24 protein-coding genes are annotated in these 24,509 nt (G+C 45.0%); 9 read left to right on the forward strand and 15 right to left on the reverse strand.

Annotated elements, in window-relative coordinates; translation table 11 throughout:
• Position 1 precedes the first annotated feature (1 nt).
• The 5 genes from BO48_RS11860 to BO48_RS11880 are packed head-to-tail and all read left to right on the forward strand — an operon-like array spanning position 2 to position 4,886.
• On the forward strand, positions 2–1,012 hold the full coding sequence (locus BO48_RS11860; RefSeq protein ID WP_496367666.1) for a DctP family TRAP transporter solute-binding subunit: 1,011 nt from the start codon (positions 2–4) through the stop codon (positions 1,010–1,012).
• Between the two features lie 39 nt (positions 1,013–1,051).
• The gene (locus BO48_RS11865) at positions 1,052–2,062 is read left to right on the forward strand and encodes a DctP family TRAP transporter solute-binding subunit (RefSeq protein ID WP_496367667.1); all 1,011 of its coding nucleotides are present in this window, start codon (positions 1,052–1,054) and stop codon (positions 2,060–2,062) included.
• A gap of 27 nt (positions 2,063–2,089) precedes the next feature.
• Positions 2,090–2,599 (forward strand): TRAP transporter small permease, encoded by a 510-nt coding sequence (locus BO48_RS11870; protein WP_496367668.1) that lies wholly within the window; start codon positions 2,090–2,092, stop codon positions 2,597–2,599.
• Positions 2,596–3,885, forward strand: a complete 1,290-nt coding sequence (locus BO48_RS11875) for a TRAP transporter large permease (protein ID WP_092986696.1) — start codon at positions 2,596–2,598, stop codon at positions 3,883–3,885. Before BO48_RS11870 ends, BO48_RS11875 begins: the two co-directional genes overlap by 4 nt.
• A gap of 23 nt (positions 3,886–3,908) precedes the next feature.
• Entirely contained in the window at positions 3,909–4,886 is a 978-nt protein-coding gene (locus BO48_RS11880; protein WP_496367669.1) for a C-terminal binding protein, read from the forward strand.
• Between the two features lie 51 nt (positions 4,887–4,937).
• On the opposite strand, the gene BO48_RS11885 is transcribed toward BO48_RS11880, so the two are convergent.
• From BO48_RS11885 to BO48_RS11900, 4 genes are all read right to left on the reverse strand, one after another.
• A complete protein-coding gene (locus BO48_RS11885; RefSeq protein WP_496367670.1) occupies positions 4,938–5,417 on the reverse strand; it encodes a VOC family protein in 480 nt (159 codons plus the stop codon).
• Between the two features lie 37 nt (positions 5,418–5,454).
• Complete coding sequence (locus tag BO48_RS11890) at positions 5,455–5,835, reverse strand: VOC family protein (protein ID WP_496367671.1); 381 nt, start codon at positions 5,833–5,835, stop codon at positions 5,455–5,457.
• A gap of 131 nt (positions 5,836–5,966) precedes the next feature.
• On the reverse strand, positions 5,967–6,122 hold the full coding sequence (locus tag BO48_RS11895; protein WP_496367672.1) for a hypothetical protein: 156 nt from the start codon (positions 6,120–6,122) through the stop codon (positions 5,967–5,969).
• Positions 6,123–6,150: 28 nt separating this feature from the next.
• Complete coding sequence (locus tag BO48_RS11900; protein WP_496367673.1) at positions 6,151–7,551, reverse strand: YfcC family protein; 1,401 nt, start codon at positions 7,549–7,551, stop codon at positions 6,151–6,153.
• A gap of 363 nt (positions 7,552–7,914) precedes the next feature.
• Between BO48_RS11900 and mgtE the strand changes: the two genes are divergently transcribed.
• On the forward strand, positions 7,915–9,267 hold the full coding sequence (gene mgtE, locus BO48_RS11905) for a magnesium transporter (protein WP_496367674.1): 1,353 nt from the start codon (positions 7,915–7,917) through the stop codon (positions 9,265–9,267).
• A 42-nt stretch (positions 9,268–9,309) separates the two neighbouring features.
• Here the strand turns inward: mgtE and BO48_RS11910 are convergent, their stop codons facing one another.
• Positions 9,310–10,980, reverse strand: a complete 1,671-nt coding sequence (locus BO48_RS11910; protein WP_496367675.1) for a glutathione ABC transporter substrate-binding protein — start codon at positions 10,978–10,980, stop codon at positions 9,310–9,312.
• 141 nt (positions 10,981–11,121) lie between these two features.
• Positions 11,122–12,258, reverse strand: coding sequence for a 5-methyltetrahydropteroyltriglutamate--homocysteine S-methyltransferase (locus tag BO48_RS11915; protein ID WP_496367676.1), 1,137 nt, complete (start codon positions 12,256–12,258; stop codon positions 11,122–11,124).
• Between the two features lie 141 nt (positions 12,259–12,399).
• Between BO48_RS11915 and BO48_RS11920 the strand changes: the two genes are divergently transcribed.
• Complete coding sequence (locus BO48_RS11920; protein WP_052255161.1) at positions 12,400–13,314, forward strand: LysR family transcriptional regulator; 915 nt, start codon at positions 12,400–12,402, stop codon at positions 13,312–13,314.
• On the opposite strand, the gene BO48_RS11925 is transcribed toward BO48_RS11920, so the two are convergent.
• The 5 genes from BO48_RS11925 to gabT form a co-directional block, all read right to left on the reverse strand.
• Positions 13,309–13,758 carry a GNAT family N-acetyltransferase gene (locus BO48_RS11925; protein WP_496367677.1) on the reverse strand — a complete coding sequence of 150 codons (450 nt, stop codon included), beginning with the start codon at positions 13,756–13,758 and terminating at the stop codon, positions 13,309–13,311. The two genes, BO48_RS11920 and BO48_RS11925, sit on opposite strands and share 6 nt — an antisense overlap.
• A gap of 410 nt (positions 13,759–14,168) precedes the next feature.
• Positions 14,169–15,761, reverse strand: a complete 1,593-nt coding sequence (locus BO48_RS11930; RefSeq protein WP_496367678.1) for a sodium:solute symporter family protein — start codon at positions 15,759–15,761, stop codon at positions 14,169–14,171.
• Positions 15,762–15,902: 141 nt separating this feature from the next.
• Positions 15,903–17,168, reverse strand: coding sequence for an NAD(P)/FAD-dependent oxidoreductase (locus BO48_RS11935; protein WP_496367679.1), 1,266 nt, complete (start codon positions 17,166–17,168; stop codon positions 15,903–15,905).
• 29 nt (positions 17,169–17,197) lie between these two features.
• Positions 17,198–18,595 (reverse strand): NAD-dependent succinate-semialdehyde dehydrogenase, encoded by a 1,398-nt coding sequence (locus BO48_RS11940; protein WP_496367680.1) that lies wholly within the window; start codon positions 18,593–18,595, stop codon positions 17,198–17,200.
• A gap of 2 nt (positions 18,596–18,597) precedes the next feature.
• Positions 18,598–19,899: a 4-aminobutyrate--2-oxoglutarate transaminase gene (gabT, locus tag BO48_RS11945; RefSeq protein WP_496367681.1), complete on the reverse strand. Its 1,302-nt coding sequence runs from the start codon at positions 19,897–19,899 to the stop codon at positions 18,598–18,600.
• Positions 19,900–20,011: 112 nt separating this feature from the next.
• On the opposite strand from gabT, the gene gabR reads away from it, so the two are divergent.
• The gene (gabR, locus tag BO48_RS11950; protein ID WP_496367682.1) at positions 20,012–21,421 is read left to right on the forward strand and encodes a MocR-like transcriptional regulator GabR; all 1,410 of its coding nucleotides are present in this window, start codon (positions 20,012–20,014) and stop codon (positions 21,419–21,421) included.
• 107 nt (positions 21,422–21,528) lie between these two features.
• Positions 21,529–22,302, forward strand: coding sequence for an SDR family NAD(P)-dependent oxidoreductase (locus tag BO48_RS11955; RefSeq protein WP_496367720.1), 774 nt, complete (start codon positions 21,529–21,531; stop codon positions 22,300–22,302).
• Positions 22,303–22,356: 54 nt separating this feature from the next.
• Here BO48_RS11955 and BO48_RS11960 read toward each other — a convergent pair whose 3' ends face one another.
• From BO48_RS11960 to BO48_RS11975, 4 genes are read right to left on the reverse strand one after another with little or no spacing between them, the layout of a single operon-like run.
• Positions 22,357–22,995 carry an alpha/beta hydrolase gene (locus BO48_RS11960; RefSeq protein WP_496367683.1) on the reverse strand — a complete coding sequence of 213 codons (639 nt, stop codon included), beginning with the start codon at positions 22,993–22,995 and terminating at the stop codon, positions 22,357–22,359.
• A gap of 22 nt (positions 22,996–23,017) precedes the next feature.
• Positions 23,018–23,290 carry a hypothetical protein gene (locus BO48_RS11965; protein ID WP_496367684.1) on the reverse strand — a complete coding sequence of 91 codons (273 nt, stop codon included), beginning with the start codon at positions 23,288–23,290 and terminating at the stop codon, positions 23,018–23,020.
• Positions 23,253–24,203 (reverse strand): uroporphyrinogen-III C-methyltransferase, encoded by a 951-nt coding sequence (cobA, locus tag BO48_RS11970; protein ID WP_496367685.1) that lies wholly within the window; start codon positions 24,201–24,203, stop codon positions 23,253–23,255. The genes BO48_RS11965 and cobA overlap by 38 nt, the downstream gene beginning before the upstream one ends.
• Positions 24,194–24,508, reverse strand: coding sequence for a nitrite reductase (NAD(P)H) small subunit (locus tag BO48_RS11975; protein WP_052255181.1), 315 nt, complete (start codon positions 24,506–24,508; stop codon positions 24,194–24,196). Before BO48_RS11975 ends, cobA begins: the two co-directional genes overlap by 10 nt.
• Between the last annotated feature and the right edge of the window lies 1 nt (position 24,509).

Genomic DNA, 24,509 nt, shown 5'->3' on the forward strand with positions numbered 1-24,509 from the left:
TATGAGAAATTTTACCTTCCTGTTATTGATTACCGTGTTGATACTGTCTGCCTGCGGCAGACCGAACGAGGATGAAGAGACCGGACAAAAAACCATCCGGATTGCCTATCTTGTGAATCCGACCCAGTCATCGCATTTGGTACTGGAGGATTTTAAAGCTCAGGTGGAAGAGGATTCCGGCGGAGATCTGCAGGTCGAGCTGTATCCTTCAGGCTCTTTATTCCCGTCTGACAGGGAAGCGATCGAGGCAGTGCAGCTGGGTAATGTCGAGATGACCCTCCCTGCACTTGCCAGTGTTTCAGGATTTCATCAAGACTTCATGATTCTCGACCTCCCCTACTTGTTTGAGGACGAAGAAGAAGCCTACTCCGTGCTCGACGGGCCGTTCGGCCAGAATCTGCTCGACGGACTCGACGATGTCAATATCAAGGGGCTGGCCTACGGGGAAAATGGCTTCCGCCACATTACCAATAATGTGCAGCCGGTCCATACCCCAAAAGACATAGAGGGACAGAAAATGAGAACTCTGGAAAGTCCGGTACATACGGATGTTTTCAATGCCTTTGGCGCCAATGCGTCACCGTTTGCTTTCGGTGAAATGTACTCGACGCTGCAGCAGGGCACATACGATGCCATGGAATCACCCATTGCTCTTCTTTATACGAGCAATCTTTATGAAGTGCAGGATTATATGTCACTTACTTCACATGTGTATATGCCGACAGCTCTACTGATGAATAATGATTTTTATGAGTCACTCAGTGAGGCGCATCAGAAAATAGTTATGGATGCATCTGAGATGTTCAAAGACGAACAGAGACAACTGGAACAGGAACAGAATGAAGAATATATGCAGGAAATGCTCGATGCCGGTCTCCAGGTCAATGAGCTGACCGATGAGGAAAAGCAGGCGTTCAGAGACAAAGCACAGCCTGTCTTCGACAAGTATGAAGAGATGCTCGGAACAGAACTGTTTGAAAAATTGGATGAAGCCATCGAAGCAGCTGAATAGCCGCATACATGATGCCATAAATTGAGGAGTTATTTTTATATGAGGAATTTAAGCTTTCTGGTGCTGATCACCGTATTGATATTATCTGCCTGCGGCAGACCCAATATAGATGAGCAGACCGGACAGAAGACGATCCGGATTGCGCATCTGGTGAACCCGACCCAGTCGACGCATATCATGTCAGAAGAATTTAAAAAACAGGTCGAAGAAGAATCGGACGGACGTCTTAATGTTGAACTCTATCCATCCGGGTCTTTATTCCCATCTGACAGAGAAGCGATTGAGGCAGTACAGCTCGGAAATGTCGAAATGACCATTCCAGCGCTTGCCAGTGTTTCAGGGTTTGACCAGGACTTTATGATTTTAGACCTGCCTTATTTGTTTGAAGATACGGAGGAAGCATATTCCGTTCTTGACGGACCGTTCGGACAAAACCTGCTCGACGGACTTGAAGATGTCAATATTAAAGGACTCGTCTACGGAGAGAACGGCTTCCGCCACATTACGAATAATCAGCATCCGGTCTATACACCGGAAGACATAGAAGGCCAGAAGATGAGAACACTGGAAAGTCCGGTACATACCGATGTGTTCAACTCATTCGGCGCCAATGCATCACCATTTGCATTCGGTGAAATGTACTCCACATTGCAGCAGGGTACTTATGACGCCATGGAATCACCGATCGCTTTAATGTATACAAGCAACCTTTATGAAGTGCAGGACTATCTATCACTCACTTCCCACGTATATATGCCGGTCGCACTCTTAATGAATAATGATTTTTATGAATCACTTGAACCGGATCTGCAGGAAATCGTCATGGATGCCGCTGAAGATTACAGAGATGCACAACGGATACTTTCGCAGGAACAAAATGAGACGTACATGAAGGAAATGGTCGATGCCGGCCTTCAGGTCAATGATCTGACCGACGAAGAAAGACAGGCGTTCAGTGAAAAAGCTGAACCGGTTTACGAGAAATATGAAGAAATGCTCGGATCCGAACTCTTCGATGAACTGAATAAAGCTGTTGAGGAAGCACAATAGATATGTCACAAAATAAGGGGACTCTATATGAAAAAATATTTTAACAGATTTGAAGAAGGTTTTCTGATTGCCACACTCGTTCTGATGGTCCTGCTCATATTCGGACAGGTCGTCGGCCGTTACGTTTTCCAGAGCGCACCCAGCTGGACGGAAGAATTCGCAAGATACATCCACATATTCCAGGTATGGGTAGGCGCCGGCTATGCGGTAAAACTGAGAGAACATATAAAAGTGACCGCTTTTGTAAATCTATTCAACGGTGCAACAAGAAAAATCATGGATATCACATCTACGTTAATATGGTTTCTGCTCATTATACTGGTTGCGATTTTTGGTACCCACCTGGTCATCGCAACGCTCCAGTACGGCCAGGTATCACCGGCAACGCAGATTCCGATGTGGGTCGTCTATATTGCGGTGCCACTGGGCGCGCTCAGCATGGCCATCCGCCTCATCCAGCAGCTGCTCGAAATCATCCGCAAAGATTACTCGAACATTAAAGAAGAAGAAAAAGAGAAAGAGGAGGCACCGCTATGAATATAATCATCATATTATTTGCTGTCCTGTTAGTGTGCTTCCTGATCGGCGTACCGATTGCGATTTCTCTCGGAGCAGCGGCCATCGTTGCCATCTGGTTTGGAACCGATCTTCCAATAAATCTGATTGCACAAAAAGCATTTACGTCGCTTGACTCATTCTCACTGCTTGCGATTCCGTTCTTCATACTTGCCGGAATTCTTATGGGCAGAGGCGGGATTTCAAAACGTCTGCTCGCCATGGCGACGGCACTTGTCGGCTGGATCAGGGGCGGTCTGTCTCTTGTAACGATTGTTGCCTGTATGTTCTTTGCCGCCATCGCGGGTTCCGGCCCGGCAACAGTTGCTGCCATCGGAAGCTTCATGATTCCGGCGATGATCGACAACAAATACCATAAAGGATTCTCAGCAGGTGTTCCTGCCGCAGCCGGTTCCATCGGGGTCATCATTCCGCCGTCCATTCCGTTCGTCGTGTATGGTGCAGTCGGCAGTGTGTCCGTCGGCGCAATGTTCATGGCAGGTATTCTGCCTGGTATTTTAATCGGTGCAGCGTTACTGATCACCGCTTACCTGATTTCTAAAAAGCGTGGATATAAGCCTCAGGAAGGCGCAGAAAAACTCGTTTTCAAAGATGTTTTAAAAGCGTCATGGGATGCCAAATGGGCCTTATTCGTCCCGGTCATCATTCTCGGCGGAATTTACGGCGGGGTCTTCTCCCCGACAGAGGCTGCAGTGACAGCCGTCGTATATGCGATCATAGTCGGTGTCTTCATACATAAAGAACTCGACTGGAAGGGAATGTACGACGCCTTTATGGAGACCATTCTCATCAACGCAACAACGATGATCATCATCAGCTTCTCTGTGTCATTCGCGTTCTTCATGACGCTTGAGCAAATACCGAATACGATTGCCGATGGATTGATGCAGCTGACATCGAACCCGATATTCATACTCATCATCATCATTATCCTGCTGCTGATCGTCGGCATGTTCATCGATACCATTTCAGCATTGATCATTTTGACACCGATTCTGCTGCCGGTCGTCACGTCTGTCGGTATCGATCCGGTTCACTTCGGGGTCATTCTCGTCGTGGCACTTGCCATCGGTTTTGTTACACCGCCGCTCGGCGTCAACTTATTCGTCGCCTCCAGTGTCGGTAAAGTCAAATTCGAACAAGTCGCAACCGGCGTCATGCCGTTTGTGCTGATCATGATCGTATGTCTGTTGATCATCGCATTCATTCCTGCGATCTCGATGTTCCTGCCCGGTTTGTTTGAGTAACCAATTAATGGAGGTTGACCGTTATGACTAAACCACTCATCTGGATTTTAAATGATGTCTGGGAAACGCATGATTATGAAATTGAACGTTTGAACAAAGAAGGTTATGAAGTGGCCGTCACCAGGCTGAAAGACTTTGATGCGGACTCGAAAAAATATTCGGGTTCTGCATCGGTCGTCATGTTCCAGGTCGGCTTCATCGTCGATAAAGCGCTCATCGACACACTCGATCACTGTAAGGCGATCATCGCCATGGGCATGGGGTATCAAAATGTCGATATGGAAGCCGCCAGTAATAAAGGGATCCATGTCTCAAACATTCCGGATTACTGTATCGAGGAAGTGTCGGATCATACAGTCGCCATGATGCTCCATGGTATGAGAAGACTGTCGGATTACAGTGCCGTCGTCAAAAATGGCAGCTGGGATTCATTTGCTGTTACAGGAATAAAACCGATAAGCAGCCTGACAGTCGGCCTGCTCGGATTCGGCAGAATCGCCAAAAAAGTTGCTGAAAAACTGAAACCGTTCGGCGCAGAAATCATTGCCCACGATGCCTTTATTCCCCGGGAAATATTTGAGGAGTACGGAGTCGAATCCGTGTCCTTTGAAGCGTTGATGCAGCGTTCCGACCACTTGAGTCTTCATGTACCGTTGACTGATGAGACAAAGCATATCATTAACGCAGACAGTCTGAAACTCATGCAGGACGGCACATTCATCATCAACACATGCCGCGGCGGCATCATTAAAGAGGACGATCTCGTCCAGGCGGTCGAATCCGGCAAAGTCGGCGGTGCTGCGCTCGATGTGCTTGAACAGGAACCACCTGACTTCAGTGATGCACTGCTGAATAAAGATCAGGTGCTGATTACCCCGCACTCCGCCTATTATTCCGATGAAGCGCTGAAAAACCTCAGAGTCAAAGCATGCGATAAAGTCGTCGAGGCAATGGAAACCGGAGAAATCGGCACGTCATTGAACAAGGATAAATTGAAGTAAATAAAAACAGCTGTGATTAGAAAAATTCCAATCACAGCTGTTTTTACGTTGTCAGAGCCTGTTCATCGCTTCCACAATGGTATTTCTGATATAATCCGCTCTGTCATTTTCCTGAACTTCCCCGGTTTCCATATTGAAATCCTGAGACCAGTCATAATCGTCCATCATTTCATAAACCCACCAGATATTTTTATGCATGTCCGAAATCCGCGAAAACTTCACTCCGATATATTCAGTCGGCTCTGTAATGACTGTCGCACCGTTGTCCTTCGCCTTCGCAAGCGTCTCTTCGACACTGTCCACATATACCTGGATGAATGCAGGGGTGAACGGCCAGTCCGGCTTCCGGTCCACCAGCATGATGAGTGAATCACCAATTTCCATTTCAGCATGTAATATCAAACCGTCTTTGTCCATCGTCAATGCATTTTCATCTGTCGTGCCATCAAAAACTTTTTCAATAAAATCCATCAGGTTTTTCGCATTATCCGTAATGATGAATGGATTGACGGTCTTCATATTATCCGCCACCGGTATCCCTCCTTTCAAAATAATTCAGATTCATATACTATTTGACTTCATTCACAGCAAAATAATTATCTTCATCATCCGAAAAATTAAACACGCGGCCGTCGGGCGTCTCCACGATATCTCCGACCCTGATGCCTTTATTATTAAAATCAGCATACAGTTCATCCAGATTTTTCACCTGGAACATGAGTGACGGCGTTCCGAGATTCACTTCAGGACTCGCCTCCCTTATGAAGGCCTTGTCAAAAATCACGATACTCGTCTGTGAATCCAGACTGGGCGCCACTTCCACTGATTTATAGTCATCGTAAATAATGTCTTCTGATTTAATTACAAACCCCAAGTCTTTTGTCCAAAAAGCTACGGATTGTTCCTGATTGTCAACGTAAAGCATGACACTTTGCAAACCATCAATCATATTTACTCCCCCTTTTAATAAACACATCAAACCGCTTACTATTTCAATTATAAATATTTGTTTACTATTACACAAATTTAAACAATAAAAAACAGTGCCTCATCATTAAGATAAGGAACTGCCTGTATCAGTTATTTTTTATGAACAGAGTGAATGATAAGATCTTCACCATAACGGCGGCGGCTTATTTTTCTGGCATCGATGGCGCTGCGAGCCGGAACTTCATAAGTCTTTTTACCATTATCTTTTTCCACCGTCACCATAAAGCATTTCGTACCACATCTCATATGCATACACCCTTTCATATTTTACACTTTAGAATGGACCCCAATCGATGAAGAATGCAATAAGTAAGAATACTGCACCTAATCCATACCATAACAGAAGCAGCGGCCAGATGAACTTGAGCCAGTCTGTATACTTGATTTTGGCAATCGCAAGTGCCGCCATGAAGTAACCGGATGTCGGGTAGAAAATGTTGGAGAACCCGTCACCAAACTGGAAGGCAAGTACGGCAGTCTGTCTTGTCATTTCTGTCAGGTCGACAATACCGACCATGATAGGCATCGTTGCTGCTGCCTGTCCGCTTCCCGAAGGAATCAGGAAGTTAAGCAGCCCCTGCATGATCATCATTGCGACAGGAACAATCGATTCCGGAATAGCAGTAATCGCAAGGCTCAGCCCGTTAACTACCGTATCCATGATCAGACCATCTTCAAGCATGACGGAAATTGCACGCGCAATACCAACGATAAGAGAACCCAAAAGAATATTTTTGACCCCTTCGTTCATCGCTTCCGCAATTTTAGAAGGCCCGAGACCACCGATTAAACCGGTAATCAAACCAGCCAGTATATAGAACCCTGCGAGCTCGATGAAGTACCACTGATATTGGAAAATACCGAATAACATAAATCCCAGTGCTGCAATAAATACCCATGTAGCAACAACCGTTCTTGTCGTCACTTTTATTTCTTCGTCACCTTTGTCGGTAAACTCCGAATCATCCACATCATCAGTGATCAATGTTTTGGATGGATCCTTTTGTACGCGTTTAATATACATCGATACAAAGATTATACCGACAATCGTCATTACAGTCAGTACGATTGCACGGTAGCCGATACCTGAGAACATCGGCAGTTCCGCGATTGCCTGTGCCGTACCTAAGTTGGCAGGCGCAGTCAAAGCAACACTGAACCCGACCACGGTCGCAATCAATACTGTGGCTGTCGCAGCCATTCTGTCAAAACCGAGCCTTAAGAATAAAGGCAGTAACGCCGGTAAGAAAATCAGCGATGATTCAATATTACCTGTCAAGGCAACGAAAATTGCCAAAGGTACAACAATCGTCGGAATGATCAGTAAACCTTTGTTGCCGAACCCTTTAATTAAAACGTTGATGATTAAATCGATAACACCCGTTTTCTCGATGACCCTGAACATCGCACCGATCGCCATAATACCGAAGATAATCGCGATCGTCTGCTCAACCCCACGCGGAATCGCCGTCATAAATTCCAAGATCCCCACAGGTGACTGTGCGATAAATTCGAACGTGCCAGGAATGATTACAGAACGGCCGTCAACTTCCTCCCGGGCGAACTCCCCTGCCGGTACTATGTAAGACGCGATTGCGGCAAGTGTAATCAAAATGAACAAAATGACGTAAATATGCGGCATTTCAAACTTACTTTTAGCTGTGTCTTTGCCCAAAATAAAACCTCCCATCAATATTTTAAAAATTTGAACAATTATATAGATGCAATTATTACATAAAATTCTAGTAATTTGGAGTTTCTTCTTATTTTTGTTTAAAGTTTTAATATAATTCTATATTAACGAAACTGTGTTTCGCCAAGGGCTTTCTATGCAAATTCCAAATTTATGTTATCCGCCTTATGACGCTCCTTCCCGCATCCCCGAACGGATCGTTGGACGTCTTTAAAGTTATACTGGAAAACGAACACAGCAAAATTGAGACAGAAAAAGATACAATGGTATAATTTATGGGAGTCTATTTAACATCTGTAAGTGGCCGCAGCAGACTATGGGAAGATTAGAGAAAGGTGACTTTTAATGGAGCGTATAGTGAGTTTTCACGAGGAAATCAGAGCGGCATTATCAAAGGATGATCAGACGGCATTCAGGGAAATCTTTCTGAATATCCATCCAATGGACCGTGCCGCCATCTTTGCTGCCCTGGATCATCAGCAGCACGAACAGATCAAAGGATATTTATCTGCAAAAGAATTTTCAAGCGTCTTCCAGGCTTTGGATTTAGAACACCAGAATGCAGTGTCTGAGGAGCTGGATGATCATTATATAGCAGAGATGTTTGATTATATGTTTGCGGATAACGTGGCAGATTTTCTGGAAATCCAGGATGATTCCTACCGGCTCAGAATTTTATCATTGATGACGGATGAAGAAAATGCGGAAGTTGAAGAACTGCTGAACTACGCAGAAGACAGCGCCGGCACGATCATGACCAAAGAATATATCGCTGTCAGCCGTATGGATAAGGCTGAAGATATTTTGAAACGCCTGCAAAAAGAAGCGCCGGCTGCAGAGACGATATATTATTTATATGTCGTGGACGATCAGCACCGCCTGCAGGGTGTTTTATCATTGAGGGATTTGATTGTTGCACGTGACAGCGAAACGGTCGAATCCATCATGCAGACGAATTTCATTACGACCAGTGTGGATGAAGACCAGGAAGAAGTCGCAGAAATAATTAAAAAATATGACCTTATTGCATTACCCGTCATCACTGAACACGGCCTCCTTGCCGGTATCGTCACAGTGGATGATGTCCTCGATGTCGTCCAGATTGAAACAGAGGAGGATTTCGGTGAACTGGGTACAACAAGAGGCGCAATGAATCATAACCTGACCATCTTTCAATCTGCGAAAAAGCGTGGTCCCTGGATTATTCTATTGATGCTTTTCGGCATGATCACAGCCAATATCATCGGCGCTTTCGAAAACACGCTGGAAGCGGTCGTCCTGCTGTCCGCCTTCATCCCGCTGATCATGGATTCTGCCGGGAATACAGGCACGCAGGCCCTGACTGTCGCCGTCCGCAACCTCGCCCTTGGAAACATCGGGCCTGGTTCCATACTTAAAACGCTGTGGAGAGAACTGGGCACCGGCTTTTTACTCGGCCTGGCATGTTCCGTCATGCTGCTCATCATCATTCCACTGCTGTATCCTTCGGGGAACCTCATGCTCGCTGTCATCGTCGGTTCAACCCTGATTATTACACTCAGCTTATCAGCGGTGATCGGCGCAATCATACCTGTCGTCATCAAGAAATTGAATATCGACCCAGCTGTCGCTTCCGGGCCGTTCATCACTACGATCAATGACATCATGGGGCTCTTAATATATTTTACAATCGCAACGACACTGCTCAGTCACTTATAATAAAACCCGTTTACAGACATTGCTGCAACCGGGTTTTATTAATTATTCCACATTTTTAAAATCGAATTCTCCATACGAGCTGATATCGATATCAGCTACGCCTGTTGAATGTGCATTATAGTCTGTCGGGTGAAGGATAAAGATTGCCGGTGCTTCTTCAACTAAGATTTCCTGGACTCCGGCATATAATTCATGACGCTTTTCTTCATCAGCTTCCTGCCTTCCTTCATCTATTAATCTATCGGCTTCTGTGTTGCTGAAGTACATGAAGTTTGCTCCCGGGTTGCTGCTGTCGGAATGGAAGATTGGTTTAATCCCGTTATCCGGGTCGCCGGTAGAGTTCCCCCAGCTCATGATATATAAATCATGCTCCTGATTTCCGAGTGCATCTAGAAAGGAACCCCATTCGAGCTGGACAATTTCCAAATCAACACCGATGTCCTGAAGTGATTCCTGCAGCCATATTGCTGTGTCCACACGCTGCGGGTTATCATCATTCACATACATGGTCAGACTGAAACCATCTGCATAGCCCGCTTCTTCCAGTAAACGTTCTGCTTTTTCAAGATCATATTCCAGCGGCTCCAGTGAGTCATTGAATCCAAATATATTTGGTGCAAGCGGCGACACCGCTTCAATTCCTGCATCGTCATAAACACCTTCGATAACTTCTTCCTTATTGAATGCATGGCTGATCGCCTGACGCACTTTCTTGTCCTGAAGAATCTCACTTTCAGTATTCATACCAATGTATTCAAGGGCCACTGTCTCCGTTTCAACAAGTTCAACCTCTCCATTCGACTTGAGACGCTCTGTGTCACTCGGCGGCACATCACCGATAACATCCGTATCGCCCGTTTCAATTTCAGCAATACGCGAACCGGTTTCCGGTACAACTCTTAAAGTCAATTCATCAATATTCGTATCGCCACCCCAGTAGTCTTCATTGCCTGTTAAAGATGTACTCTCACCCGGCGTGCGCGAATCAAACTCAAGATATCCCGTTCCTATCGGGTTTTGTTCAACAATTGAACCGGCAAACTCAGAAATTTCTCCAGCAATTTCTTCATGTTCTTCCCCGCCTGCCGACCGTATCTCATAGTACTCCTCCAAAGTGATGTCAGCTCCCGCTTCGTCCAAAGCAAATTGATAATCTTCATTGATCTGTTCGGGTGAAATCATATCACCGGCACCATGACTTAAATGACTGAGGAGCGGCTGGAATGGATACTCGGTTTTTATTTCCACTATGTAATCTTCAATGACATTCACTTCTTCAATCGCCTCCAGTACGTGTGAGCGGGAGGCTGCACGTCCCGGGTCGAGCAGACGTTCGAAATTCGCTTTGGCCACGTCGGCGTTGAATTCAGCACCATCATGGAAAGTCACGTCCTCCCGTAAAGTGAAGTGCCAGGTCAAATCATCGACTTGCTCCCATTCTGTGGCAAGTGATGGAATGATTTCAAGATTGTCATCCTGCTTGACCAATCCTTCGAAAATATGTGATCTCACCTTCTCCGATGGCGTGTCATTACTGCCGTGAGGGTCGACTGACACAGCATCTGACGGCAGAGATAAAGTGATGGATCTTTTCTCATTCTCCACCGTTTCACCACTTGCTTCTGCGTCTTCTTCCACTTCACTGTCATCTGCGCAGGCACTGAGTATTAATGTTAATAAAAGTAATGGCCCTATAGCTGAAAAATACTTCATCTTAAATACCTACCTCCTTAGTATGCTTTATATCATATAATTTTACTAGGATTTAAAATAAAGTCAATAAATATTTCAATTTATTAGATAATTCCACTAAAAAATCCTCTGGAGTTCATATACTCCAGAGGATAAATTTCATTACGAGCCCCAAACTTCATCTGCAACTTCTTTTACTAGACGCAGCTTCCTCCACTGTTCTTTTTCAGTTAAATTGTTGCCTTCTTCTGTTGAAGCAAATCCACATTGAGGACTCACACACAGTCTGTCTTTGTTGATATACTTCGCAGCTTCTTCTATTCGTGCCTTGATTTGTTCTTTGTCTTCAAGTTCAGGCAATTTGGATGAGAATAATCCAAGTACGACCTGCTTGTCTCCACTCACTTTCGACAATGATTCAAAACCGCCTGCACGTTCTGTATCAAACTCCAAGTAGTATGCTTCCACATTTTCTTCTCCGAATAAAACATCCGCAACAGTATCATATGCACCTGAAGATGCCCATGTTGAACGATAATTCCCGCGGCACACATGCGTTGTAATCACCAGATCCTCAGGAAGATCTTTAATTGCTTCATTATTCAGCTCCACATATTTGCGGCTTAAATCTTCCACAGTGAAGTCTTCATTCAAAGTCTTCCAGAAATCTTCATCGACGATCATACCCCATGTGCAGTCATCCAGCTGAAGATTGCGGCAGCCTGCCTCGTATAATTCTTTGATGAATGCCTGATAAGCTGCTGCGATATCTTTAAGTAGCTCCGTTTCATCTGGATAATGGTAATCAGTCGCTTCTTTATTTTCAGGGCGGGTCAATTCTGCCAAAAATTGGGCAGGTGCAGGGATTGTCTGTCTCGCGATAATCTCGTCATCCGCAAACTGCTGGACATATTTGAAATGCTCAATGAACGGGTGGTTCTCACCGGAAAGTTTCCCTGTCAGCCTCGCAGTTTCTGCTCTTGTTTCAACATGTTCGAATTGATAGCCCTGATCCACATCTTCTTTCTCTACTCCGCCCAGTCCCCAGAAAAAATCCAGATGCCACCATGAGCGGCGGAACTCTCCATCTGTAATTGCTTCCAAGCCGATTTCTTTTTGTTTTTCAATCAAGTCTTCAATTGTAATATCTTCAACATTCTTAAGTTCTGATTGTGTGATGCTGCCTTCTTCAAATGCCTCACGTGCTGCTTTTAATTTTGCCGGACGCAGGAAACTGCCTACGTTGTCAAATTTGAAAGGTGCGACTCTTTTTACTTTTACTTGTTGGTTCAATGCCATATCCGACCACTCCTATATGTTTTAATGTAAATTCATCTTATCATAGGAACAATGCAATAGCATAACTGCTAATATTCATGGCTTGTTATAACTTTTAGCTATATGGTAGAATGAACAAAATAAAAACCGGGGTGAATCATTATGACAATCCAACAATTAAAATACCTGATTGAAGTCGTGAATACAGGGTCCATCAATGAAGCTGCGAGAAATCTGTTTATTTCACAGCCGACATTGTCAAAGTCGATCAAGCTGCTTGAAACTGAGATGGGCATCGTCATCTTCACGAGATCTTCAAAGGGAATCATCCTATCCTCGGACGGGGCGGAATTTTTAAGTTACGCGAGACAGGTCGTCGAACAGGTCAATCTGATGGAGCGCCGATATCTTGACTCACCTTATCAGGAGCAATTACTGTCCGTATCCACACAGCACTATTCTTTTTCGGTCGATGCGATGGTGAAGATGATCGATAAATACGGCGGGGATAAATACCAGTTTACTTTAAGAGAAACACGGACGTTTGAAATTATAGAGGATGTGAAAAATATGACGAGTGAAGTCGGCGTCCTTTTTATGAGTAATTTCAATTCGAAAGTGCTCTCCCAATTGATCAAGGAAAATCAACTGATCTTTGAACCGCTGTTTACAGCAAGTCCACACGTGTTCATCAGTAAGGACAATCCCCTTGCAGAGAAGGATCTTGTGACACTTGAAGATCTCACGCCCTACCCTAGACTCGCCTATGAGCAGGGGCATAACAACTCCTTTTATTTTACCGAAGAGATTTTGAGGACGCTGGACAGTCCAAAAGACATTCTGGTAAGTGACCGTGCGACGCTGTTCAACTGTCTGATCGGACTGAACGGCTATACGATTTCCTCCGGTGTGTTAAATGCGGATTTGAACGGCACGGATATCATTCCGGTCAAACTGGATGTTGAAGATCAGATTACGGTCGGCACGCTGGTCAATAAAAAAGCACAGCTCAGCCGAATGGCGAAACTGTACTTGGAAGAGCTGGAAAAATGCATCATATCGTATAATCTTTTATAAAAATAATTTCATACCTTCGTGGGTAACCTGGAACCCCAGTTTTTCATAGAAAGACTGCGCTCCCGTGCGTCTTTTGTCCGTCGTCAGCTGGACGATGCCACATTGATTTTCTTTTGACAGCCGGATTGCCTCCTCAAATAGAGCACGGCCTACACCTTTACTTTGATGTGATTTGTGCACCCTGACGCCTTCAATCTGAGCATGCTTCTGACCTCCGCGCGCAAGCGTCGGTATGAATGTCAGCTGCAGGCATCCGGTGACCTTCTCATCTTCAACCGCAAGCAAAATTTGGTTGCCTGCCTGGGCTTCGATATCTTTGAAAGACCGGATATACTCTTCACCCACTGCCTCCGATACCAATTCACGCATATGCCCGAGTTCATCATCAGCGAGCAGTGCGACGATGTCTTTGAGATCTTCGATTGCTGCCATTCTGAAATTCATGGAATCATCCCTTTTTAATATTAACTCTAAATCCTTGAAAGATTGAGGCCTTAAAGACCAACTCCCTTTAAAATATCAATACAACACCCAATTATTTAATAAAATAATATTTATGGCAATTCTATAATTCATAAGATCGCTGGACAAGCTAAAACGAAGAAATTTTTAAGGTGACTGTTTATTTCAAAAGTTATACGGATTAGTCAGAGGGCATCACCGTTCAACTATCTAACCAGCTTGACCAACGGTATGGTTGGTTCTGACGTTCTGAATATTAATCTCAATGATATGGATATTCAAATCTTTAGCGGAGCCTATAGACTTAAAAAATACAGCCCCGAGAGGAAAGCTGTATTTTTTAAGAGATCGAGAAGGACATAATTATTGCATGAAATTTAACATAGTAAATCTTATGCATAGAGTGGTATATAATAAATGACAAATGTGGCAATAACGATAACTACACCTGAAATAATTAATATCGCAGGAAACTTTTTAGTCAGTTTAACCTCTTTCTTATCGTACTCCTCTTCAGGCATAACAAGCAGTTTTTCTCTGTATGTGATTTCTTCTTTTGTCGGTCTAGTCAGAAATGAAGCTATGATTAATGCAGCTAATGACCCTATGAAACCGAATACGGCTGAATTTAAGTAGGATGGCAGCTCAACAATGCCGGATTGTATTATTAATTCGGTTATTACAACACCTAAAGTACCAAATAAAATACTATAGAAAGCCGCAGCTTTGGTGACTTTCTTCGATAATATACTTGCAAATGCGACCGGCCCCCAAGCTGCCGCAAACAATGTTGATGCAAACACTGAGATCCAAAAAATTGCTGGGGGCTGCCATAAAGTAAACAACAGTGTAATTGCTGCTGCGAACAATATCATCAATCGGCTGATACGAAGCAACTTCTTCTCTGAAATATTATCAGTACGGAAGATATCTTTCGTAAAACTGTTGCCAATCAACTGCAAAAATGTGGATGCAGATGATAAGGCAGCTGTCAAGATACCACTGATGGCCAGGACACCTATCCATGTCGGAACAAGATTTATCACCGACCATATAAATACTCTTTCAGTCGGGTCAATCCCAGAATTTATGACATTGACAGTCATTATTGTAAAGTGAAGTACCAGATATATTAAAGCAAGTATTATTGTAGAGATAAATCCTGAACGGATGGCCACGTGTTCATTCCTAACCATCATATAACGGCTGCTCTGCCACGGGCTCACTGAGATAACCAACCCCCAGACTATGCCTATAATGACACACCACAATAATACTTCAGTGGGAGATCCCATATAGGCATCTGGTCCTGTGATGCCATGCCAGGACATTAAACCCGGTTTACTTTCTATATTGGTAGAATCCACGATTGCATCCGGATAACCGCCAGCTGTATTAAAAATATACGGAATCGATAAAAAAGTTGCCACTGTGAATAATAAGAACATCAATGTTTCAGTAATCAGCACACCTTTTGCGCCAGCCGCAAAAGTCAGTATAGTAAATACCGATATAACAATAATTAAAGATACTATATAATTGAAACCCGTAATTTCTGCAAGTAATAATCCAGCCCCTTGAGTGACGGCAACCAAGTAAGCAGTAATCCCTATAATCAAAGTAACTGCAGCAATCAACCTCACCGCACGGGAATTAAACCTTGAACCGAAGTATTCTGGCAAAGTCAGTGCTCTGCTTCTTCGTAAAAATCTTCCGAAAAAAAGTACACCAATTACATAACCAGGTAATACGAACGTTGACATGATAAGCATCGGAATGCCGTATCCTTCATATGAGAATGCAACATCACCCATAAACGCCACTGTACTCAAATATGATGCAACTAAAGAGCCTACTATTAATATTGTTGGTGCATTTCTTCCTGAAACATAGTAATCTTCTAAATTTTTGACTCTCGTAGAAACAACCAACCCCACAATGATAAATAACGTGAATGCTACGAGCGCACCTATTGCATAAATCATTTAATTCCCCCTTGTGTTTATTTTGTATAAATACGGTCTAAGATGAGTTTTGATATGATACCAACTACAATAAGTGCTCCTCCAAAAGAAATTGAGAATAACAATTCTCCTATAGCCATTTTATTCCCTCCTAATTTACTCCTATAACTTATCTTGAATTCTAAAATACATATTTGCTGCAGATACTAAAGATTCCTTTTTTTGATAAAATGGAATAGTTTTTAGATTTACATTTTCAAAAGTCAGATTCAATCTTTCTTGTTTAGTTATTATTTGTGCTAACAATTTCCCATGCAGTGTACTTTGTGAAGCGCCGTGTCCTGTATATCCTACAGAATAATATGCACCTTCAGATGTTTTTCCGATAATTGGAAATTTATCTATTGTTGCTCCTATTAAACCTCCCCAAAAATAATCAATTCTTGTTTCTTTTAACTGTGGGAAAATACTTTTTAACAGAATTTTCAACTCTTGTTTATATTTTAGTTTAGCTGGATACTTTATCCCAGAACCACCTAATATTATTCTATTATCAGAAGTTCTTCTAAAGTAATTTGTTAAATTAATTGTGTCATATAGGTTACGATTATTAGGTATTAACTGATTAATAACGTCATCGTTTAATTGCTCAGTAGCGATGATAAAGCTTCCTAAAGGAAAAATCCCCTTGTGCAGATCTTTCGTAATATTTTTTGAATAACCATCTGTACCGTATATAAGATTTTCAGCATATACCGTGCCTTCAGATGTAGTTAGTTTAAATTTCCCGTTAGTTTTAGTAATTTTTAAGGCTTTAGTATTCTCATAAATTTTTGTCCCCATACCATTTGACACTCGAGCTAAACCTCTCAAATAGTTAAGAGGATGGAATTGATAACTCAGTGGGTCAAAATATGCTGCTTTGAAAAATTCTGAGGCTAATTCCTCCTCTATCTCCGCTCCTTGTAGTACATGTATATCACGTTGAAAATATTTACTCACAATTTCTTGTGTTTCTTTGAAATCAGAGATTTTCTTAGCTTTTCTTGAAAGTCCTATGTGGCCACATTGCTTTACGTCACAGTCAATATTATGTTTTTTTGCAATATCAAAAACAGTTTCGTTAGCTAACAAAGCATAATCATCTAATTTTTTGGCTTCTTCAACACCAAATTTTTTAATTAAATCTTTTGGAGATAATTTATAGCCAGTATTCATCATCCCACCGTTTTTTCCACTAGCTCCAAATCCAACTGTTTTTTCCTCTACTACTACAGTATTAACACCTTTTTCTTGTAAATGATAACTTGTAGAGATTCCAGTAAAACCTGCACCAATTATAGCAACATCAGTATGAACCTCTCCTTGTAATGGAGGATAATCAATTTTATTTGATGAGGTTGCTTCCCATAATGTACGCGTTTCCAAATTTTAATCTCCCTTCATCTATAGCAAATTTAATTAATCAAATTCCCAATCGATAAATATTTCGTGTCCAAATAGGCTTCTAAACCTTCCGGGCCGCCTTCTTTGCCAAGGCCGCTCTCTTTCAGGCCGCCGAACGGTGCGTGGGCAGCTGACGGTGCGCCGTCGTTCCAGCCGATGACGCCGAATTCCAGCTGATCGGACAAGTATAAGCCCACTTTGTAATCATTTGTGAAGTAATATGCAGCCAGGCCAAACGGCAGGCTGTTCGCGAGTTCAATCGCTTCATCAACTTCTTTAAATGACTGGATCGGAATCAGCGGGCCGAATGTCTCCTCGCTCATGATCTCCATGTCCTGGGTTGCATTCTTGATGACCGTCGGCTTAAAGAAGTAGGTACCCTTCTCATCATCCGCAGCACCCTCGCCGCCGCAGAGTATCTCAGCCCCAAGGCTTTCTGCATTCTCAGCCTGCCCGCTCACCTTTTCATACGCCTGCTTATTGATCAGCGGACCGACCTGGGTCCCTGCCTCCAGACCGTTGCCCACTTTCAGTCCCGAAACTTTCTCACTCAGCTTCTGCGAGAATTCATCCACGATTGACTCATGAACGAACAACCTGTTCGCGCATATGCATGTCTGCCCCGCATTCCTGAACTTCGATGCGATTGTCTGGTCGACAGCGATATCGATGTCCGCATCACCGCAGACGATGATCGGCGCATGGCCGCCAAGCTCCATTGAGACATGCTTCACCGTATCTGCACTGTTTTTGATCAGTGATTTACCGATCGGTGTCGACCCTGTGAATGTGATTTTCCTGACGAGCGGGCTGTCCGTGAATAAAGACCCGATCTCACTGCCGGAACCGTTCACTGCTTTAAAGACGTACTCCGGCACACCCGCTTCGTACGCGAGCTCCACCAGCTTCATCGTCGTGAGCGGCGTTTCCGCTGCAGGTTTTATTATAAAGGAACATCCCGCCGCAAGTGCAGGTGCCACCTTCCTCGTCAGCATCGCAGCTGGGAAATTCCACGGCGTGATGCCTGCAACCAATCCGACCGGCTGCTTTTTGATGATGATGTTTTTATTCGGCGAATTTGCAGGGACGGTCCTGCCGTAGATGCGTTTGGCCTCTTCTGCATACCACTCGATGTAGGCATTCGCGTAGGCGACTTCACCGAGCGCCTCGAAGAGCGGCTTACCGCTTTCCTTCGTGATGATTTCGGCCAGCTCGTCCTTATTTTCTTCGATCAGGCGGAACCATTCCTTGATGATGCCGGAGCGGTAATGAGCATCGGTCTGACGCCATTCCCTGAATCCTTCATGGCATGCTTCGATCGCCGCCTGCACTTCTTCCTTCGTGTTGACAGGCAGAGTGTCTACGACTTCCCCCGTTGCCGGGTTTCTCACATCAAAAGTCTGCGTCATCTCTACTCACCAGCCTTTTCAAGGGCCGCATCCAAGATGTCGAGCCCATTATTGAGCTCTTCCTCTGTGACGACGAGCGGTATGAGGAATCTGATGACGTTGCCGTAAATGCCGGCGGAAAGTAAGATCAGACCATTATCGTTGGCATATTTTGTGATTTGACCGGTCAATGCTTTGTCCGGCGATTTCTCTTCATCATCGTTCACGATTTCCACCGCTACCATCGCTCCGAGGCGTCTGAATTCACCGATGAATGCATTTTTATCTTTATAAATATTGAATACATCCTCGAGTTTCTGTCCGATTCGCTCCGCTTTGTTGCAGAGGTCCTCTTCCTCGATCACATCAATGACTGCAAGCGCTGCAGCACAGGCGACCGGGTTGCCGGCAAATGTACCGCCGAGTTCTCCAGGTTCTGCCGCATCCAGTATTTCGGATCTGCCCACCACACCGCTGAGCGGGAGGCCTGCCGCCAATGATTTCGATACGAGCATCAGGTCAGGCTCGATGTCGAAGTGCTCCGACGCGAACCATTTTCCTGTACGGCCGAACCCTGTCTGGATTTCATCCGCCACGAAAATGATGCCGTGTGTTCTGCAGAATTCAACGACTTCCTGAACGAAGCGTTTCGGGGGAATGATGAATCCGCCCTCACCCTGTACCAGCTCCATGACAACGCAGGCCACATTTTCAGGGGCCACGGTCTCTATGAAGAAGTCCTTGAACTCCTTGATGGACTGATTGATGTATTCTTCATCAGTCAGCGCAGGGTGCTTGCGGTACAGGTATGGGAACGGTGCCGGATAAATATCCGAAGCAAACGGTCCGAAGCCGTTCTTATAAGGTTTCACCTTGCTGGTCATGCTCATCGTCAGGTTGGTCCGCCCGTGATACCCGCGCTTGAAGGAGACGACCGCATTCCTGCCCGTATATTTACGGGACATCTTGACCGCATTTTCCACCGCTTCCGCACCGGAATTGAGGAAGATCGCTTTTTTATCAAAGCTGCCCGGGGTGAGATGGCATAGCTTTTCGGCAAGCTCGATATAACCGTCATACATGATGCAGTTGAAGCCCGGGTGCAGGTACCTGTCGACCTGATTCTTGACCGCCTGCGTCACTTTCGGGTGTGTATGGCCGACATTCTGGACGCCGATCGCACCGGCGAAATCGATGAGCTCTTTCCCTTCCGGATCGGTGACCGTCGCGCCGTATGCGTGATCCGCAATGCTCAAGTTACCGTTGCTCACGCTTCTTGATACATATTTCTCTCTTTTCTTCTGTAGTACCTCAGTTCTTGTCATGATATGGAAACCCCTTTCATTATATGAGTATAGTCATTATTTCAAAAATTGATATAATTGAAAGTACCAATTTCATAAAAATATAGGCACCAGATTGAAAGGAGCACCCAGTATGTTGGAGATCAACTTGTCTTTAAGCAATTCGAGGTTCAAATACCGTCAAATATATGAAAATCTGAAAGATATAATCATATCCGGCAAGATCCCCAAAGGATATAAACTTCCTTCGAAGCGGGAATTCGCAAAAGATTTGAACGTCAGTGTAAATTCGGTGGCCACCGCATATGACCAGCTGATTGCGGAAGGTTATGTCTACGCCGTTGAAAAGAAAGGTTATTATACAGAGGCGATCAATGAGTATAATACCGAGACACACTTACCGGAAGAACTGCCCGGGGAATTAAAGGAGAGCAAAGTCCTGGAACGGTATAAGTATTCCCTCTCCCATATGACCGTGAACAGCAGCTTCTTCCCCTATAAGAAATGGATGAGCTTTCAAAGGGACGTGATTCAAAATCATCAGTTCGACATTTCCCAGCTGAACCATCCCCAGGGGCCGCTCGAAGTCCGTGAAGCCATCAAAAATCTGATTTCGGTGACCCGGGGCATCAACTGCTTCGCTGAACAGATCGTCATCGGCACCGGCACCCAGCCGCTGATCAGCCAGCTCATCGATCTCTTCGAATCCGACGTCAAAGTCGGCATTGAAAACCCGGGTTACTCCAGGGTCCGGGACATGTTGAACGACAAAGGCATCAATGTAGTCGATATCCCGCTCGATGTCGAAGGGGTGGATATACGGGAGATGGAAGAGGCAAATACGACCATCCAGTTCCTCACACCCTCCCATCAATTCCCGCTCGGCATCATCATGCCGATTTCCAAAAGGATTGACCTTTTGAACTGGGTGTCGGAAAAAGATGAGCGTTACATCATAGAAGATGACTACGACAGTGAATTCAAATACTGCACGGACAGCATCCCTTCACTGCAGAGCCTGGACAAAAATCAGAAGGTGATCTACATGGGGACATTCTCCAAAACCCTTCTGCCGAGCTTCCGCATCAGTTATATGATCCTCCCCATCAAGCTGCTAGAAAAGTATAAGCAGCGGTACAAGTACTGGCTTCAGGGAAATGACAGCCTCCAGTTGTACACTTTAAAATACTTCATTGAATCCGGTGAGTACAGCCGTTACGTCAAAAGGATGAACAGCCATTATGAGCACAACAGGATGATACTGGTCGAGGCATTGAGGGCGCATTTCAAGGAAAAGATCGACATCGTGGATGTGCCGGCAGGGCTTCATTTCATCGCGAAATTCAAGACGGACCGGTCATATGACGACATCAAGGCCCGTGCCGAAGCAGCCTCTCTTGAACTGTACGACATCAGGCGCTTTTCGACGGGTTACGTGGCGGACGATGATGCATGGAAGGAGTATGTGCTCGGCTTTGCTAACCTTGACATAGAGGAAGTGGAGAGCATCACTAAAACCCTTTACAAGACGATCTTTGAATGAAGAGCCCGCCAGTCCCCAAGTCGATGACCGCTTCAAACACAATATTTAAAAACGATTTCGACAAGTTGTATCGTTGGACTATAGACCAATAAAACAGACGGGGCAACATCTTAGGTAAATCATTTGAAGACAAAGTAGTGTTGATTACAGGCGATGTCGGCGGCATCGGTCAGGCAGGCGCCAAGGAATTTTTTGACAATGGAGCTTCAGTCGTATTGGTCGACTTGAATGAAGACGCGTTGAAACAGGTTGCAGAAAATCTGGGCTCATATAAATTCCATACCATCAAAGGGGACGTCACTGATGAAGAAAGCGTAAAAAATTATGTAGAGGAAACCGTGGAGAAATTCGATAACATCGATGTATTCTTCAACAATGCGGGCATCAACGGACCGTTCAAGAACATTAAAGACCTGGATAAGAAAGAGTTCGATATGATCATGAATATCAAGACCACCGGCGTATTTTTAGGAATGAAATACATCATCAGACAGAGGGTGCAGCAGGGCTACGGTTCCATCGTCAATACAGCCTCCAATGCCGCATATATCGGCTCAGCGGAAATGGCAGGTTATATTGCATCGAAGCATGCGGTCGCAGGCTTGACCAAAACAGCCGCCGCGGAAGTGACGGGTGACGATATCAGGGTGAATGCAGTCGCACCTGCCGCGATCGATACGGATATGCTGTCGGATATCCAAAACAACCTGTCGCCCGACGAGCCGGAAAAATCGGGTGAACCCATCAAGCAAGGCCTTCCCTTCGGGCGTTTCTGCACACCGGAGGAAGTGGCAAAAATCGTCGCTTTCCTGGCTTCCGATGATGCCAAATTCGTTACAGGCTCACTCTATAATGTAGATGGCGGCGTGCAGGCGGATTAATGAATATAAAACAAGCGATGAGGCAGTTTACCAACCCTCATCGCTTGTTTTGTTCTAAACTTGATCCAGCAGCCAGCGGGCGACTTCTTTCTTGTTCTCTTCGCCGATCTGATGCGCTGTATCATATGTGGTATAAGAGACTTCCGCACCTTTTTCCCTAAAGTACGCTTCATTTTTCTGTCCGATTTCCGGCGGGAAGATCTCATCTTCCTTACCGTCCGACAGGAACACATCCAGATGTTCCACGCTTTTCACACCATATCTCTCTTCCAGAAACTCAGGTACATAGCCGTTCATGGAAACGATGCCGCTGATGGTCTCTCCCATCAGCAGTGCAAGTGTATTGGACAGAATTGCACCCTGGCTGAATCCTCCGAGATATACATGATCCTTGTCCACCGGATACTTCTCGATGATTCCTTTCACGAACGCCGGCATTTTTTTAATGCATTCATCAAATGACGCCATGTCCGGCTTGCCGAATCCCTCAAGCAAGTAATAAGCATAACCATTTTTAAATTCCAGGTTGCCGCGGACACCGACCACGATGAATTCATCCGTCACTCCGTCAAAGTTGATCCATGCAAACTCTTCATGATGGCCGATGCCGTGGAATGCAATCAACAGCGGGTATTTTTTATTTTCATCGTAATCCTGCGGTGTCTTCACTTCATAATAATATTCATTCTGCACACAAATGCCCCCTAAGATCATGTTACTGCTCATTATATGGCATAGAGGCAGAGTACGAAATCAATTCGCACTGATCATCCGGTGCATCTTCGAACATTTCATGGCTTGCTTCCGTCACTGCATACACTTCTGCGTCAAAACATTCCACGAAGTAATCGATTGCTTCGAGTACGTTTTGGAAATTGAAACAATGAATGGCCTTGAATACGGAACCTCTCCTGTAATGAAAAATATTGAAGGGTTCATTATCGAACCCTTCAATATACGGAAGTATTACTACACTCCAATATTTCATCAAATTCATTCTCAGAAATCAACTGCTCCAGCCACAGACGCTGGCTCTCATGCATATGGGCGCTGTCACGGTCATCAATCAGGCACCAGCCGCCCGCTTCATAGATGTCATATGCCTCACCCAACGCCTCATCGCGGGCGCCTCTGATCAGTACACGTTTACCCGGTTGCGACAGGCGCGACACCGCCTGTACGCTGATCAGATTTACGATATCGCCGACGATGATGATTGCCGGACTGCCGCCTCTTTCCCCGCCGACTTCACCGACGATGGTCGAGACCTTCCCGCACACGAGCTTAGTGTCATGACGGGTTGCATTGAATAGGACCGCCACCGGATAATCCACATCCGTCGTGCTGCTGATCTGTGCCATCAGATGTCCCATACGCTTCACACCCATGTAGATGGCCAGTGTGCCGCCATCCAGCAGTGCCGACAGGCAGATCTCCCTGTCCACGGATTCTTTGAAATGACCTGTCGTGAAAGTGACATTGATGGAGACGTCACGGCTTGTCAGCCCAAGGCCCAGCATGGCAGCGGCAGCGCTTGCCGATGTGATGCCGGGGATGATTTCACAGTGGATGCCCGCTGCTTCCAGCACTGCCACTTCTTCCTGGACACGGCCGAAGACGGCCGGGTCCCCGCCTTTGATTCTTACCACCGTCCGATGTTCGTCAGCTTTTTCAACAAGCAGACGATTGATCTCTTCCTGTCTGATATGTCTAGTGTAAGGAATCTTGCCTACATCGATGATTTCAATACCCGGCTTCGAGTATTGCAATATGAAAGGATTCACCAGATGGTCATACAATATTATATCTGCTTTCCGAATCAGATATTCAGCTCTTTTGGTCAAAAGACCCGGGTGCCCGGGACCGGCACCAATAAGATATACCCGGGATTCTACAGGCATATGTGCACCTCTCCATCCACCACTTCGACTTCGTAAGTCCGCACACATTCATAGTCCTCTTCAGGTGTTTCACCTGTGCACAAGTCGACTTTCGTGTCATGGAGCGGGCAGAAGATGAAATCCCCACTGACAGTGCCCTCTGAAAGTGGTCCGCCTTTATGAGGACAAACATTGTTCACTGCTTTTATCTCATTATTTTCAGTTAAAAATAAACCGATCTCCTCACCTTTGACGATGACTTTCTTACCCACCAAAGCCACCAGGTCACTGACATTTGCAACTTTGATCTTTTCTGCTGCCGGCATA

This window comes from Lacicoccus kunmingensis DSM 17847 (genome assembly GCF_059568765.1).

Coding starts and splice junctions, on each gene's coding strand:
- cobA (WP_496367685.1), bottom strand. CDS start 24,203: ATGCCTGTAGAATCCCGGGTATATCTTATTGGTGCCGGTCCCGGGCAC.
- BO48_RS11920 (WP_052255161.1), top strand. CDS start 12,400: ATGACAATCCAACAATTAAAATACCTGATTGAAGTCGTGAATACAGGG.
- BO48_RS11890 (WP_496367671.1), bottom strand. CDS start 5,835: ATGATTGATGGTTTGCAAAGTGTCATGCTTTACGTTGACAATCAGGAA.
- BO48_RS11880 (WP_496367669.1), top strand. CDS start 3,909: ATGACTAAACCACTCATCTGGATTTTAAATGATGTCTGGGAAACGCAT.
- BO48_RS11910 (WP_496367675.1), bottom strand. CDS start 10,980: ATGAAGTATTTTTCAGCTATAGGGCCATTACTTTTATTAACATTAATA.
- mgtE (WP_496367674.1), top strand. CDS start 7,915: ATGGAGCGTATAGTGAGTTTTCACGAGGAAATCAGAGCGGCATTATCA.
- BO48_RS11865 (WP_496367667.1), top strand. CDS start 1,052: ATGAGGAATTTAAGCTTTCTGGTGCTGATCACCGTATTGATATTATCT.
- BO48_RS11925 (WP_496367677.1), bottom strand. CDS start 13,758: ATGAATTTCAGAATGGCAGCAATCGAAGATCTCAAAGACATCGTCGCA.
- BO48_RS11975 (WP_052255181.1), bottom strand. CDS start 24,508: ATGCCGGCAGCAGAAAAGATCAAAGTTGCAAATGTCAGTGACCTGGTG.
- BO48_RS11860 (WP_496367666.1), top strand. CDS start 2: ATGAGAAATTTTACCTTCCTGTTATTGATTACCGTGTTGATACTGTCT.
- BO48_RS11915 (WP_496367676.1), bottom strand. CDS start 12,258: ATGGCATTGAACCAACAAGTAAAAGTAAAAAGAGTCGCACCTTTCAAA.
- BO48_RS11940 (WP_496367680.1), bottom strand. CDS start 18,595: ATGACGCAGACTTTTGATGTGAGAAACCCGGCAACGGGGGAAGTCGTA.
- gabT (WP_496367681.1), bottom strand. CDS start 19,899: ATGACAAGAACTGAGGTACTACAGAAGAAAAGAGAGAAATATGTATCA.
- BO48_RS11870 (WP_496367668.1), top strand. CDS start 2,090: ATGAAAAAATATTTTAACAGATTTGAAGAAGGTTTTCTGATTGCCACA.
- BO48_RS11875 (WP_092986696.1), top strand. CDS start 2,596: ATGAATATAATCATCATATTATTTGCTGTCCTGTTAGTGTGCTTCCTG.
- BO48_RS11895 (WP_496367672.1), bottom strand. CDS start 6,122: ATGAGATGTGGTACGAAATGCTTTATGGTGACGGTGGAAAAAGATAAT.
- BO48_RS11930 (WP_496367678.1), bottom strand. CDS start 15,761: ATGATTTATGCAATAGGTGCGCTCGTAGCATTCACGTTATTTATCATT.
- gabR (WP_496367682.1), top strand. CDS start 20,012: ATGTTGGAGATCAACTTGTCTTTAAGCAATTCGAGGTTCAAATACCGT.
- BO48_RS11965 (WP_496367684.1), bottom strand. CDS start 23,290: ATGAAATATTGGAGTGTAGTAATACTTCCGTATATTGAAGGGTTCGAT.